General features: G+C 64.7%; 12 protein-coding genes. 7 read left to right on the top strand and 5 right to left on the bottom strand.

Translation table 11 applies throughout. From position 1 onward, the window contains the following. Positions 1-162: 162 nt before the first annotated feature. Positions 163-1,809, top strand: coding sequence for a porin (locus ACVIIW_RS24040; protein ID WP_456703004.1), 1,647 nt, complete (start codon positions 163-165; stop codon positions 1,807-1,809). 40 nt (positions 1,810-1,849) lie between these two features. Here the strand turns inward: ACVIIW_RS24040 and gor are convergent, their stop codons facing one another. Genes gor through rpiA form a run of 3 tightly spaced genes read right to left on the bottom strand, consistent with a single transcriptional unit; the run spans position 1,850 to position 4,531 of the window. Next, entirely contained in the window at positions 1,850-3,238 is a 1,389-nt protein-coding gene (gene gor, locus ACVIIW_RS24035) for a glutathione-disulfide reductase (RefSeq protein WP_456703003.1), read from the bottom strand. Between the two features lie 55 nt (positions 3,239-3,293). Next, positions 3,294-3,815 carry a DUF2059 domain-containing protein gene (locus ACVIIW_RS24030; RefSeq protein WP_456703002.1) on the bottom strand — a complete coding sequence of 174 codons (522 nt, stop codon included), beginning with the start codon at positions 3,813-3,815 and terminating at the stop codon, positions 3,294-3,296. A 2-nt stretch (positions 3,816-3,817) separates the two neighbouring features. Further along, the gene (gene rpiA, locus ACVIIW_RS24025) at positions 3,818-4,531 is read right to left on the bottom strand and encodes a ribose-5-phosphate isomerase RpiA (RefSeq protein ID WP_456703001.1); all 714 of its coding nucleotides are present in this window, start codon (positions 4,529-4,531) and stop codon (positions 3,818-3,820) included. 154 nt (positions 4,532-4,685) lie between these two features. Here rpiA and ACVIIW_RS24020 point away from each other — a divergent pair, with 154 nt between their 5' ends. The 6 genes from ACVIIW_RS24020 to ACVIIW_RS23995 all read left to right on the top strand — a co-directional run bounded on the left by ACVIIW_RS24020 (position 4,686) and on the right by ACVIIW_RS23995 (position 11,058). Further along, a complete protein-coding gene (locus ACVIIW_RS24020) occupies positions 4,686-5,378 on the top strand; it encodes an HAD family hydrolase (protein WP_456703000.1) in 693 nt (230 codons plus the stop codon). 138 nt (positions 5,379-5,516) lie between these two features. Further along, on the top strand, positions 5,517-6,035 hold the full coding sequence (locus tag ACVIIW_RS24015; protein WP_456702999.1) for a hypothetical protein: 519 nt from the start codon (positions 5,517-5,519) through the stop codon (positions 6,033-6,035). A gap of 120 nt (positions 6,036-6,155) precedes the next feature. Next, complete coding sequence (moaA, locus tag ACVIIW_RS24010; RefSeq protein WP_456702998.1) at positions 6,156-7,208, top strand: GTP 3',8-cyclase MoaA; 1,053 nt, start codon at positions 6,156-6,158, stop codon at positions 7,206-7,208. A gap of 313 nt (positions 7,209-7,521) precedes the next feature. Beyond that, positions 7,522-8,061: a TRAP transporter small permease subunit gene (locus ACVIIW_RS24005; RefSeq protein ID WP_456702997.1), complete on the top strand. Its 540-nt coding sequence runs from the start codon at positions 7,522-7,524 to the stop codon at positions 8,059-8,061. After that, complete coding sequence (locus ACVIIW_RS24000; RefSeq protein ID WP_456702996.1) at positions 8,058-9,659, top strand: TRAP transporter large permease; 1,602 nt, start codon at positions 8,058-8,060, stop codon at positions 9,657-9,659. The genes ACVIIW_RS24005 and ACVIIW_RS24000 overlap by 4 nt, the downstream gene beginning before the upstream one ends. A 109-nt stretch (positions 9,660-9,768) precedes the next feature. Further along, positions 9,769-11,058: a M20/M25/M40 family metallo-hydrolase gene (locus ACVIIW_RS23995; RefSeq protein ID WP_456702995.1), complete on the top strand. Its 1,290-nt coding sequence runs from the start codon at positions 9,769-9,771 to the stop codon at positions 11,056-11,058. Positions 11,059-11,061: 3 nt separating this feature from the next. On the opposite strand, the gene ACVIIW_RS23990 is transcribed toward ACVIIW_RS23995, so the two are convergent. Both ACVIIW_RS23990 and ACVIIW_RS23985 read right to left on the bottom strand, forming a co-directional pair. Beyond that, positions 11,062-12,441: a sensor histidine kinase gene (locus ACVIIW_RS23990; RefSeq protein ID WP_456705251.1), complete on the bottom strand. Its 1,380-nt coding sequence runs from the start codon at positions 12,439-12,441 to the stop codon at positions 11,062-11,064. Between the two features lie 31 nt (positions 12,442-12,472). Further along, positions 12,473-13,147, bottom strand: coding sequence for a response regulator transcription factor (locus tag ACVIIW_RS23985; protein ID WP_456702994.1), 675 nt, complete (start codon positions 13,145-13,147; stop codon positions 12,473-12,475). Positions 13,148-13,173: the final 26 nt, after the last annotated feature.

Below are 13,173 nucleotides of genomic sequence, written 5' to 3'. Positions count from 1 at the left end.
GCCGCGCGACGTGCTTTGTCAGGAACAGTTGCCCTCCAGACACAGTTCGCGGCGAAAGCAAGCTCTAGCATACCAGCACGATTGTATATGGCATCTGGCATACATTACCTTCCCCTTTATCCCGGACCCATCTGAGAGTCCGCGGCGATAAAGGGGAACCAGATGAGGAAGGCCTTTTTGCTCGGCACAGGCTTTGCGGCCCTGTGTGCAACCACAATCAGCCAACCCTTGCGAGCTGCAACCATCGACGATGTCGTTGCCCGCCTCGATGCGCTCGAGCGCAGCAACGCCAAGCTCGCCAGGGAGAACGCGCAGCTTCGCGAACGCGTCAATCGCATCGGTGAGCCCAGGGCTGCGGCGACGGCGGTCGCGCCGGCTTCACCCAAGGGCAATCCCGTTCTGCATGCGGCGGTCGCCCCCTCACCGGCGCCCGCGGCGCCCGAGCACACCGTCGTCAGCATCGGCGGCGCTCCGCTCTACAGCAAGGCGTCCGGATCCAATCCCTTCATCGACAACACCACCGTGACGCTCTACGGCCATGTCGATCTATCCGGCGACGTCTTCAATCCCGGCGTCTACGACCAGGGCACGAAGTTCGGCGTCTCCAGCAACCTCACCTATTTCGGCGTGAGGGCGCGGCACAATCTCGATCCCTACGGCTATCCCGGCTGGGCCGCCGTCGCGCAATTCGAATCGCTCGTCGAGGTCGCAGCCGTTCCGACCGAACGCGCGGCGTTCGGCACGCGCGACAGCTTCCTCGGCATGGAGAGCCCGTGGGGCACGATCAAGGCCGGCAAGGCGGACACGCCCTACAAGAAGGCCACAGCGAAGTTCGATCCGTTCTCGGCCACGCTCGGCGACTACAACTCGATCATGGGCAACACCGGCGGCGATCTGCGCGCAGAGTTCGATTGGCGCGCGGGGCACGCGGTCTGGTATGAATCGCCTGTCTGGAACGGCTTCCAGGCCTCGGTCATGGTCTCGCCGGGCCAGAACACCGCCAAGGACAACAGCGACTACGCGCTCGGCGATTTCAACTGCCCGTCCACGTCGTCGCGCGGCAGCGGCTCGGGCTTCCCGGCCACATCGGCGCCGGAGGGCTGTACCGATGGCTCCTACGGCAATCTTTACAGCGCATCGCTGACCTACAACCAGGCCGGGTTCACGGGCATCGCCGCTTACGAATTCCACGAAGGAACCAACCGGACCGGCGACGAGGCGGTGACGGCGCTGAGCAACGGCAGCGTTCTCACCGTGCCGGCGGGTGCGGTCGGCATCGCCAACGAATGGGCCGCGAAGGTCGGCGCGGGCTACAAGTTCAACGACGTGATCGGCAGCCTGCAGCTCTATGGCATCTACGAGGTGATGCGCCGCGAGCATACGGTCGCCGCGTTCAACGAGCGTTCGCGCGACGGCTACTTCCTGAGCGCAACCCAATCGGTCGAGAAGTGGGACGTCAGCGCATCCTGGGCTCATGCCAACGCCTCGCCGGGCTCGCCGGGCACCGGCGTCCTCAACGCCTATCCCACCCCGGGGGTCGCGGTTTCGGCGCCGGCGGGTGCCGCCGACTTCGCGCTCAACACGGTGGACTCCAGCGCAGACCAGTACGCGATCGGCGTGAAGTACCATTTCAGCCCGTTCGTGAGCTGGTACATGGTCGGCAGTTATCTGCGCAACGGGCCGGGCGCGCATTACTGCCTCGGCGCCAGCGGACATGGCTACGCCGTCTGCGGACGAGATGCCAACAACAACGTCATTGCCGGCAACAAGGCCGAAGCGGTCACGACAGGCATGACGTTCGACTTCTGACGAAGAAGACAGCGGGGAGCCGGTCGCGGCTCCCCGTCAATTACTCCGCCGCCTGGCGCACGTAGCGCGCGGTCGGCGTGCGCATCGTCACCAGCTCTTCGGCCGCGGTCGGATGCAGCGCGATGGTCGCGTCGAAATCGGCCTTGGTCGCCTTCATCTTCACGGCAATCGCGACCACTTGCGTGACCTCGGCGGCGCAATCGCCGACGATGTGGCAGCCGAGCACGCGGTCGGTCGCGCCGTCGACGACGAGCTTCATCAGCACGCGGGTGTCGCGGCCGGACATCGTCGCCTTGATCGGGCGGAACGTCGTCTTGTAGATGTCGACGTGGCTGAATTGCGCACGCGCTTCGGTCTCCGTCAGACCGACCGTGCCGACCTCCGGCTGCGAGAACACCGCGGTCGGGATCGAGGAATGATCGACCTGCACCGCACGCTTGCCGAACACGGTGTCGGCGAAGGCATGGCCCTCCCGGATCGCGACCGGCGTCAGGTTGAAGCGATGGGTGACGTCGCCGATCGCGTAGATGCCGTCGACCGAGCTCTTGGAGAAATGATCGACCGCGATGCCGCCGTTCTCAGGATTGATGGCGACGCCGGCGTTCTCCAGGCCGAGATTGGCGACGTTGGGGTGCCGCCCGATCGCGAACATCACCTGGTCGGAAGCAAGGCTCGATCCATTCGACAGGTGCGTGGTGAATTCCTCGCCGTGGCGATCAACCTTGTTGACCGTGCAGCCGGTGAGAATGGTGATGCCCTGCTTCTCCATCTCAGCTCGGACGTGGGCGCGAACGTCCTCGTCGAAACCGCGCAGGATGTTGTCGCCGCGATAGATCACGGTGACGTCGGAACCGAAGCCGGCGAAGATGCCGGCGAATTCCAGCGCGATATAGCCGCCACCCTGGATCACGATCCGCTTCGGCAGCTTCTTCAGATGAAAAGCTTCGTTGGAAGAGATCACATGCTCGATGCCGGGAATTGCGGCACCGTGGTTGGGCGCGCCGCCGGTCGCAATGAGAATGTATTTTGCGCTGATCTTCCTGTCGTCCGCGAGCAGGCGGACGGTGTGCTTGTCCTCGATCACCGCGCGGCTCTTGACGATCTGCGCGCCCGACTTCTCGACATTGGTCGTGTAGGCGGCCTCCAGTCGCGCGATTTCCTTGTCCTTGTTGGCGATCAAGGTCGGCCAGTCGAAGGTCGCGGGCGGAACGGTCCAGCCGAAGCCGGCGGCATCTTCCAGCTCGTGGCGGAAATGCGAGCCGATCACGAACAGCTTCTTCGGCACGCAGCCACGGATCACGCAGGTGCCGCCCATGCGGTACTCTTCCGCGATCATCACGCGGGCGCCGTAGCCGGCTGCGATGCGGGCGGCACGCACGCCGCCCGAACCACCACCGATGACAAAGAGGTCGACGTCGAATTCAGCCATTGTCCACTCCGACCTCTCCTAAAGCGTGATCTTGATTCTGATCAGATAGGTACCGTCAGATTTCCTTGCCACGCTTCTTCATCTCGGCGCGGAACGCGCTCGCGACGACCTCGGAGAAATTCCGCGCCCAGTCGTTCATGACCTGCATGCTGAGGCTGATGGCCTTGGGCTCGTTGGTGAGCAGCTTCTGGCCAAGCGGCGACTTGTAGAACGTGACGAGATCCTTCAGCTCCTGCTCGGTGAACTCGCCGGCATACACTCCCACCATGCCGTCGCCGATCTCCGACTCACGGCCGGCCAGCTGCTTGGCGATGACGGGGGCGAGCTCGTTGAGATCCTTCTGGTAGTTGAGGTTCTGTCCGATCAGCGTGGTCTTGACCTTCTCCACCATGCCGGGCACGGCGCCGGCGTACATCGCGCTGGCATTCTTCAGCTGCAAAATCTCCTTTGCCGCGGCGATCGCCCCCGGGGTCGGTGCTGCCGGGGCCGCCTGCTGTTGCGCGATCGCAGGCGCTGCCGCCAGAGCCAACGCGAAGGCGAGGCACGCAGCGGGCACGATCTTCAAGACGCTCTTCATTCCTAGTCTCCTTTCGGCTTACGCCGTTCAATCACGCGGATTCCTTCGCCACCCGCCAAAACAGCCGAGCTGGCCAAGCCGATGAACAACCCATGCTCGACCACGCCGGGGATCGCGCTCAACGCCTTGGCGAGGCTCGCTGGATCGGCAATACGTCCGAGCTGGGCATCGAGGATCCAGTGGCCGCCATCGGTGACGAAAACGTGGCCATCTTTGGCCTTGCGGAGCGCCATTTGCCCGGAAACGCCGCATTCCGCAAATGCCTTGTCGATGGCGCGACGGGTCGCGCCAAGCCCGAACGGGATCACCTCGACCGGCAGCGGAAACTTGCCGAGCGTCGGTACCCATTTGGTCTCGTCGGCAATGACGATCATGCGATCCGAGGCGGCTGCCACGATCTTTTCGCGCAGCAGCGCACCGCCGCCGCCCTTGATCAGGTTGAGCTCGGGATCGATCTCGTCGGCACCGTCGACGGTGATGTCGAGATGGTCGATCTCATCGAGCGTGGTCAGCTTCACGCCGCAGCGCTCCGCATCCGCGCGGGTCGCCTCGGAGGTCGGAACACCGATCACCTTGAGGCCGGCAGCGACGCGCTCTCCCAGCAGCTCGACAAAGTGCTTGGCGGTCGAGCCGGTGCCGAGCCCGAGCTGCATGCCGTCGCGCACCTCGTCCAGGGCGCGTGCCGCAGCCTGCCGCTTCAACTGGTCCATGTTCACGTTTGCGCCCGCCTCTCGAAGTCAGGAATGCCGCCGGTCAAACTGGCTTGCGGCGGCCTATGTAGCCTCGTTTTCCTCGCCGGAACAGGCCTATGAGCGGATCTCAGAGCCCCGCCCCTTGCGCCGGCCTGGCCGGACCGATAGCGCTTCTTGCATGAACTCGCCCTACACCCTCGTCTTCGATCTCGACGGCACGCTTGTGGATACGGCGCCCGACCTGATCACCGCCCTGAATTATGTGCTCGACCGCGAAGGCCTGCCGCCGGTGCCGATGGCCTCGGCCCGCAACATGATCGGCGCCGGTGCCCGCAAGCTGATCGAGCGGGGGCTGGAGGCCGAGGGCCGCTCGGTCACGCCAGCCGAGATGGACCGGCTAACGGCTGATTTCATCGCCTATTACGCCGACCACATCGCGGTGGAATCCCGCCCGTTCGAGGGGCTGCCGGACGCGCTCGACCTGTTGGCGGCGCAGGGCCATCGCCTGGCGGTCTGCACCAACAAGCTGGAATGGCTGTCGAAGCGGCTCCTGGATCAGCTCGACCTTACCAGGCGGTTTGCAGCGATCTGTGGCGCCGATACGTTTGGCGTCCAGAAGCCCGATCCGGCCATCTTCCGCGAGACCGTGGCCCGCGCCGGCGGCGAGGTCAAAGCCAGCATCATGGTGGGCGACGCCGGAACCGACGTCGGGGTGGCCCGGCGCGCCGGGGTGCCCGTGATCGGGGTCAGCTTCGGCTATACTGATGTGCCGATCGTCGAGCTGAAGCCCGATAGGGTGATCCATCACATGCGTGAGCTGCCGCCTGCCGCCCACAGCCTGATGACGGCCCGGGCATCGACAACGCCCTGAGCTAGCTCTGATATCCTGAGGAATCGTGCATTAACCATCTATTAACTATGCGCGGCCGGCCGGTTGCTTGCCCGAAACGACGCCCCTAAGGTCCCCGCGGGGTTATGTGGCGGTTCGTCGCAGTAGAAGTGGATGGTCATGCGTCGTGTCATCGCGAGTGCGTTAGCGGGGGTGAGCCTCCTGGGAGCAACAAGCCTTGGTGGCTGCTCCTCGATGTCTTGGGACATGTTCAAATCGACGCCGCCGACCGCCCAGGTCCGGCTCGAATCCAATCCGCCGGGTGCTGATGCCACGACCTCGCTGGGTCCGGGCTGCAAGACCCCCTGCTCGGTCTCGGTACCCGCGCCCGACGCTCCGTTCACGGTCGCTTTCGCGCTACCAAAATACCAGCCGACCAGCATACCGGTGAATGTCATCAAGAATGCCGGCGATTTCACCACGCCTGCTTCGGTGACCACCGATCCGAATCCCGTTTTCGCGGAGCTCCAGCCGGCGGTGCCGCCGAAGCCCGTGAAGAAGAAGCCGCACAGGCCGAAGCGGCCGAAACCGGCCCCGGCCGCCCCCGACGCGGCGCCGGCCGACGCTGCGCCGCCACCCGCTGCGCCGCCACCGGCTGCGGGCTCGGCGTTCCCCGATCCGAACGCGGGCAAGCGCTGATCCAGGTTTTAATCTTCGTATACCACCCGATTGTCTCAGCCGCGTCCGATGCTTAGATTGCGTCGACAGCACGGCTGAAGCAAAGGTGCGCCCGTCGCCGTAAGTGACAAGGCAGCTCGTATGAACGGATCTCCCGCGACCTCCCTCGCCTCGGCGAGCCCCCGCGCCGCCCTGTCGAGCGCGATGACCGATCCGTTCGGTCGGACGATCTCTTACCTGCGCGTCTCGGTCACCGATCGGTGCGATTTGCGCTGCTTCTATTGCATGTCGGAAGACATGACCTTCCTGCCCAAGGCGGACCTGCTGACGCTCGAGGAACTCGACCGGCTCTGTTCTGCCTTCATCGCCAAGGGCGTGAAGAAGCTGCGGCTCACCGGCGGCGAGCCGCTGGTGCGGCGCAACGTGATGTCGCTGGTGCGCTCGCTCTCGCGCCATCTCGGCAGCGGGGCGTTGGGCGAGCTCACGCTGACCACCAACGGCACGCAGCTGGCAAAGCATGCCGGGGAACTCGCCGATTGCGGCGTCCGCCGCATCAACGTCTCGCTCGATACGCTCGATGCCAAGAAATTTCGCGAGATCACGCGCTGGGGCGAGATCGACAAGGTGCTGGAAGGCATCGAGGCCGCGCGCGCTGCGGGCCTCGCCGTGAAGATCAACGCGGTGGCGCTGAAGAACCTCAACGAGGACGAACTCCCCGGTCTCTTGCGCTGGGCCCACGGCAAGGGCATGGGGCTGACCCTGATCGAGGTGATGCCGATGGGTGAGATCGGCGCGGGCCGCATCGACCAATATCTGCCGCTGTCATTGGTACGCGCCCGTCTCGCCCAGCAATTCACGCTGACGGATCTGGCCGAAAGCACCGGCGGCCCGGCGCGCTATGTCAGCGTCGCGGAGACCGGCGGCAAGCTCGGCTTCATCACGCCGATGACCCACAATTTCTGCGAATCCTGCAACCGGGTACGCATCACCTGCACGGGCACGCTGCACACCTGCCTCGGACACGAGGATGCCTCCGATTTGCGCAAGCCGCTGCGTGCATCCACCGACGATGAGCTGCTGGCGGCTGCGATCGATCGCGCCATCGGGCTCAAGCCCAAGGGCCACGATTTCATCATCGACCGCCGCCACGACCGGCCCAGCGTCTCCAGGCATATGAGCGTCACCGGCGGCTGAGGATTCGTCGCCCTGACGCTCCGTCTCAAGCTTTTGCGACTTAAGCTTTTGACGCGCCGATAATTTGCCCATTTTCCGATTGACGGCGCACAAGCCCGCTGGTTTGGTGCGACCGCCTTTGCTTGCCCGGCAACAATAAGCCGGCCCGCCCCGTTGGCGGTCGCGGTCAAGACGGCAAGGCACGAGGGGAGGACTGACGCCGCAATCGCTTTCGGACCATGATCCGTGCGGTCGCGTGTTGATCGCACGCTGGCCGGCGTTGCGCGCCGAAGCCTCCCGCAGAAGTGTTAGGCCGCGACGGAGAGAAAGTAAGATGCGTCCCTTGCTGGCGTTGAGCAACGCCATCGACGCCCTCAATGAAAAGATTGGGTACGTCTGTAACCTGCTCGTGCTCCTCGCCTGCCTGGTCAGCGCGGCCAACGCCATGATCCGCTACGCCTTCAGCTACTCCTCGAACGGCTGGCTGGAGCTGCAATGGTACATGTTCGCGGTCCTGGTGATGTTCGGATCGTCCTACACCTTCAAGCGCAACGAGCATGTGCGGGTCGAAATCTTCTATCTGACCCTGTCCGAGCGCGGTCAGCTCTGGCTCGACCTGATCGGCACGCTGTTCTTCCTGATCCCCTCCTGCCTGCTGCTCGCCTATCTGTCCTGGCCGTTCTTCATGCAGGCCTATGACGTCGGCGAGATGTCGGGCAATGCCGGCGGCCTGGTCCGCTGGCCGATCAAGTTCGTGATCCCCGCCGGCTTCGTCATGCTGGCGCTCCAGGGCATTTCCGAAGTCATCAAGCGTATCGCGGCTCTCCAGGGCTATGTGACGATCGACGCCAAGTACGAGAGGCCGACCCAATGATTACGCTGGAAATGATGCCGCCGTTGATGTTCGGCGGCCTGGTTCTGGCGATGCTGATCGGCTTCCCCGTCGCGTTCACGCTTGCCGCCGTCGGTCTCTCCTTCGGCTTCCTGGCCATCCATCTCGGATTCTTCGATCTCAACTTCCTGCAGGCGATCCCCGGCCGCGTGTTCGGCAGCGTGCTCTCCAACGAGCTGTTGCTGGCGATCCCGTTCTTCACCTTCATGGGCGCGATATTGGAGAGATGCGGACTAGCCGAGGACATGCTGGATTCGATGGGCCAGCTGTTCGGCCCTGTCCGAGGCGGCCTCGGCTATTCCGTCATCATCGTCGGCTTCATCCTCGGCGCCATCACCGGCACGGTGGCGGCCCAGGTCATCGCCATGGCGCTGATCTCGATGCCCGTGATGATCCGCTACGGCTACAACATGCGCTACATCACCGGCGTGCTGGCGGCCTCGGGCACCATCACGCAACTGGTGCCGCCCTCGCTGGTGCTGATCGTGCTCGCCGACCAGCTCGGCAAGTCGGTCGGCGACATGTATCTCGGCGCCTGGGGTCCCTCGGTGTTCCAGATCCTGCTGTTCGCCGGCTACACCTTCGTCCTCGGCCTGATCAAGCCCGAGCACGTGCCGCCGGTTCCGAAGGAAGCGCGCACGCTGACCGGCTGGGCTTTGTGGAAGAAGTGCCTGATGGGCATCATCCCCTCGGCCGTGCTGATCTTCGTCGTGCTCGGCACCATGATGATGGGCCTTGCGACCCCGACGGAAGCCGGTGCCATGGGTGCCGTCGGCGCCATCGTGCTCGCCGCGATCCATCACAAGAATTTCTCCTCGACCGACCGCAAGATCCTGATCGTGGGGGTGATCGCCGCCGGTATCGGCACCATCGTCGCGATGCTGTTCACAGAGAACCTGATCTTCAAGGTCTCGTTCGCGCTGACTTATCTCGCCGTGGCCTGGATCTGCATCTCGGCCGCGCGCATCCCCGAGCTGCGTGACCTCATCAGGCAGGGTTACGAATCCACCATGCGGCTCACCTGCATGGTCACCTTCATCCTGATCGGCTCGACCTGCTTCTCGGTGGTGTTCCTCGGCGTCTCCGGCGGCGTCTGGCTCGAGCACCTGTTGACCTCGCTGCCCGGCGGCGTCTGGGGCTTCCTGATCTTCATCAACCTGTTCATCTTCTTCCTGGCGTTCTTCCTCGACTTCTTCGAGATCGCCTTCATCATCCTGCCGATGATCGCGCCGATCGCACAGAAGATCCTCGGCCCCGTGGTCGGGGACGGACCGGCGCTGATCTGGTTCGGCGTCATGCTCTGCGTCAATATGCAGACCTCGTTCCTGCATCCCCCGTTCGGGTTCGCGCTGTTCTACCTGCGCGGCGTTGCGCCGAAGGAAGTGAAGAGCTCCGACATCTACTGGGGCGCGATGCCCTGGATCGGACTGCAGATGATCATGGTGCTGATCGTGATCGCCTTCCCGGTGACGGTGACGGGCCTGCTGGACAAGCCTGCCAACGTCGACCTCGACAAGGTCAAGATCGAGGTGCCGCAGATCGATCTCCCACCGCTGGATCTCGGCCCGCCGCAGAAGTAGCGGGCGCAGCCCGTGCGGTCATGCTCCGCCTCCGCGGAGCATGACGCTCGTGACAGGCGCGGCAAAGACGGGCATACCGGACGTTCCTTCAACCTTGGGAATGCCGCGCATGCTCCGATCGCTCCCCGCTCCCCCGCTCGTTCGTCCGCTGATCGCCTCGTTCTGGCTCGCCTGTGCGGCAACGGTCGCGCAGGCCGAGCCGGTGGCCGACGTCCAGGCGCTGGCGCAGAAGGAGCAGCAGCCGCTGCTGGACACGCTGCGCGACCTCGTCAACGTGGAAACCGGCAGCAGGGATGTCGAGGGCCTGAACGTGATCGCAGGGCGCGTCGCGGACCAGCTCAAGCAACTCGGCGGCGCGGTGGAGATCCTGCAGCCCACCGACATCTATCGCCTCGACGACACGCCCGAGAAGATCGGACCGGCCGTGCATGCCGTCTTCAAGGGCACCGGCACCAGGAAGATCATGCTGATCGCCCACATGGACACGGTGTACCTGAAGGGCATGCTGAAGGATCAGCCGTTCCGCATCGACGGCGACAAGGCCTACGGCCTCGGCATCGCCGACGACAAGCAGGGCGTCGCACTCGTTCTCCATACCGTGGCGATGCTGCAGAAGCTGAACTTCAAAGACTACGGCACGCTCACGGTGCTGACCAATGGCGACGAGGAAATCTCCTCGCCGGGCTGGCGCAGCACGATCACGAAGTTTGCTTCAGAGCAGGACGCGGTGTTCTCGTTCGAGAGCGGCGGCGCCGACGGCACGCTGCGGCTCGCCACCAGCGGCATCGGCTCGGCCTATCTCACGGTCCACGGCAAGTCGTCGCATGCGGGCGCAAGGCCCGAGGGCGGCATCAACGCGCTCTACGAGCTTTCGCACCAGGTGCTGCAGATGAAGGACCTCTCCAAGCCGGAGCAGGGCCTGAAGCTGAACTGGACGGTCGCCAAGGCCGGCACCAACCGCAACGTGATTCCGGCCGAAGCCACCGCGCAGGCCGATGCGCGCGCGCTCAAGGTGTCCGATTTCGACGAGCTCGAAAAGACACTGCAGGAGAAGATCAAAAATCGCCTGCTGCCGGATTCCAAGGTCGAGCTGAAATTCGAAGTGCGCCGCCCGCCGCTCGAGGCCAACGACGCCTCGCGCCGCGTGGCCGCCTACGGCACGACGATCTACGGCGAGATCGGACTGCCGCTGAAGGTCGACGAGAAGGCGACCGGCGGCGGCACCGATGCCGCGTTCGCCGCGCTCAAGACCAAAGGTGCCGTAGTCGAGGGCATGGGCCTGTCAGGCTTCGGCGCGCACTCCAACGATGCCGAATATGTCCAGATCAACAGCATCGTGCCGCGCCTTTACCTGACCACGCGCATGATCATGGATCTGTCCACGGGGAAGCTGAAATAGCGCTCAGCTTCGAAGGGCGGAAGCTCCCTGCTCCGCCAGCCTGAACCGCAGCGTGAACTCGGCACCGCCGCCGGGAAGATTGCCCACCGCGACCGTCGCCTCATGATCGTCGGCGACGCCGCGCACGATCGAAAGGCCGAGACCGGCGCCGTCGCTGCGCTGGCGATCCCTGCGCCAGAAGCGCTGGAAGATCAGCTCGCGTTCGGCTTCGGCAACACCGGGGCCGCAATCGCGCACGCGTACCGAACCGTCGTCGCCGACCTCGACATCGACAGAGGTCTCCTTCGCGGTGAACTTGATGGCGTTTTCGGCGAGGTTGAACACCGCGCGCTGGAGCATCTCGGAATTGCCGTGGATCAGCACGGGCGCGTCGGCGCCTTTGAGCGCGATGTCCTTGTGCTGCGCGATCGCGAACGGCGCGATCGCGCCGACCACTTCGGCGCAGACCGCGCGCAAATCCGCGGTCTCGCTGGGATCGAGCACCAGCGTGTCGAGCTCTGCGATCTCCAGCAACTGGGCGACGATGCGGCTCATGCCCTGGATGTCGTCATGCAGCGCCTGCCTGGCCGCACCGTCGCCGAGCGTCTCGACCCGCGTGCGCAGGATCGCCAGCGGCGTGCGCAACTGATGGGCCGCGTCGGCGGTGAACTGGCGCTGCACGCGAAAGCCGTCCTCGAGGCGATCCAGCGCCTGGTTCACCGCGGTGACCAGCGGCACGATCTCGCGCGGGATCTGCTCCGTCGGCAGGCGAATGTCGGTGCGCGACGGGCCGATATTGCTGGCCAGTTCCGAGGCCTTCCAGAGCGGCGCGATGGCGCGGCGGAAGATGATGATGTCGGTCGCGAGCAGGATCAGGAGAATGGGAATGGTGATCCAGCCGACCCGGCGGAAGAAGTTGGACACGATGTCGTCCGTGATGACGTCGCGATGGGACAGGTCTTCCGCCACGTGAATGCGAACGGTGGTGTCGCCGATCGTCTGGGTCACGTCGGCGCTCGTCTCCGTCGCGAAATCGCTGGTCTTCCTGTGCGACGAGAACAGCAGCCGGCCGTCGGCATCGCGGATGTCGTATTGATAGCGGCCATAGGCTTCCGAATAGAGGCCGCGAAGGCTGTCGGGGAGATTGAACGTCACCTTGCCGTCCGGTTGGACGGCAATACGCTCGGCCAGCGTCTCGGCGTGCGCCCGCATCGCGGCCCGATGCAGCTGGTCGATCTCGGAGCTCAACAACCAGAACAGGACCAGCGGCAGGAAGATCGCGACCACTGCGACCGCGATGATGTGCAGGAACACGATGCGCGAGATCAGCGATTTGAACGATGGCGGCCGGCCGAAGAACCCGGCCAAGAACCCGGCACGAGATCCAGCTTGCGATCCCGTCATGGACCCGTTCTGGGATCCGAGCCGGGCCACGCTATTTCTCCTCCGCCATCATGTAGCCGACGCCGCGAATGGTATGGATGACCACCTTGGCGCCGTGCTCGGTGAGCTGCTTGCGCAGGCGGGAGACATAGACCTCGACCGCATTGGAGGCGACCTCGCCCTCGAGCCCGAAGATATGATCCTCGACGTTCTTCTTCGGCACCACCCGGCCCTGCCGCCGCAACAGGATTTCCAGCACCGAAGTCTCGCGCGAGGAAATGATCCGCGGCTTGTCGTCGATGAAGATCTGGCGGCTCTCGGTGTCGTAGACGAGATTGGCGAGCCGCAACGAGCGGCCGAGCAGCTGGCCCGGACGGCGCAGGATCGCCTCCAGTCGCGCGACCAGCTCCTCCATCGCGAACGGCTTTGCGAGATAATCGTCGGCGCCGCTGCGCAGGCCGTTGACGCGGTCCTGCACGCCGCCGCGTGCTGTCAGCACCAGCACCGGCAGCGGCTCCATCTGCCGGCGCAGCTCGCGCAGCACCGACAGGCCGTCGCCGTCGGGCAGGCCGAGGTCGAGGATCATCGCGGCATAGCTGACATTGTGCACCGCCTCGCGCGCCTCCTCGGTGCCGCCGACGATATCGCTTTCATAGCCGGCCGCCGCCAGCCCGCTGGCAACGAGCCGCGACAGCTCGACATTGTCCTCGACGATCAGAAGGCGCATTTCATTCCCGCCGGATGTTCCGGTTC

The organism is Bradyrhizobium sp. USDA 4449 (assembly GCF_054056275.1).
Note: the sequence above shows the minus strand (reverse complement) of the source record. Positions and strands in the feature narration are given on the sequence as shown.

Bases quoted from the DNA above. Each gene is read 5' to 3' on its own strand.
- ACVIIW_RS23985 (WP_456702994.1), bottom strand. From the start codon at position 13,147: ATGCGCCTTCTGATCGTCGAGGACAATGTCGAGCTGTCGCGGCTCGTT.
- ACVIIW_RS24020 (WP_456703000.1), top strand. From the start codon at position 4,686: ATGAACTCGCCCTACACCCTCGTCTTCGATCTCGACGGCACGCTTGTG.
- ACVIIW_RS24030 (WP_456703002.1), bottom strand. From the start codon at position 3,815: ATGAAGAGCGTCTTGAAGATCGTGCCCGCTGCGTGCCTCGCCTTCGCG.
- ACVIIW_RS23995 (WP_456702995.1), top strand. From the start codon at position 9,769: ATGCTCCGATCGCTCCCCGCTCCCCCGCTCGTTCGTCCGCTGATCGCC.
- moaA (WP_456702998.1), top strand. From the start codon at position 6,156: ATGAACGGATCTCCCGCGACCTCCCTCGCCTCGGCGAGCCCCCGCGCC.
- ACVIIW_RS23990 (WP_456705251.1), bottom strand. From the start codon at position 12,441: ATGACGGGATCGCAAGCTGGATCTCGTGCCGGGTTCTTGGCCGGGTTC.
- ACVIIW_RS24015 (WP_456702999.1), top strand. From the start codon at position 5,517: ATGCGTCGTGTCATCGCGAGTGCGTTAGCGGGGGTGAGCCTCCTGGGA.
- gor (WP_456703003.1), bottom strand. From the start codon at position 3,238: ATGGCTGAATTCGACGTCGACCTCTTTGTCATCGGTGGTGGTTCGGGC.
- ACVIIW_RS24040 (WP_456703004.1), top strand. From the start codon at position 163: ATGAGGAAGGCCTTTTTGCTCGGCACAGGCTTTGCGGCCCTGTGTGCA.
- ACVIIW_RS24005 (WP_456702997.1), top strand. From the start codon at position 7,522: ATGCGTCCCTTGCTGGCGTTGAGCAACGCCATCGACGCCCTCAATGAA.
- ACVIIW_RS24000 (WP_456702996.1), top strand. From the start codon at position 8,058: ATGATTACGCTGGAAATGATGCCGCCGTTGATGTTCGGCGGCCTGGTT.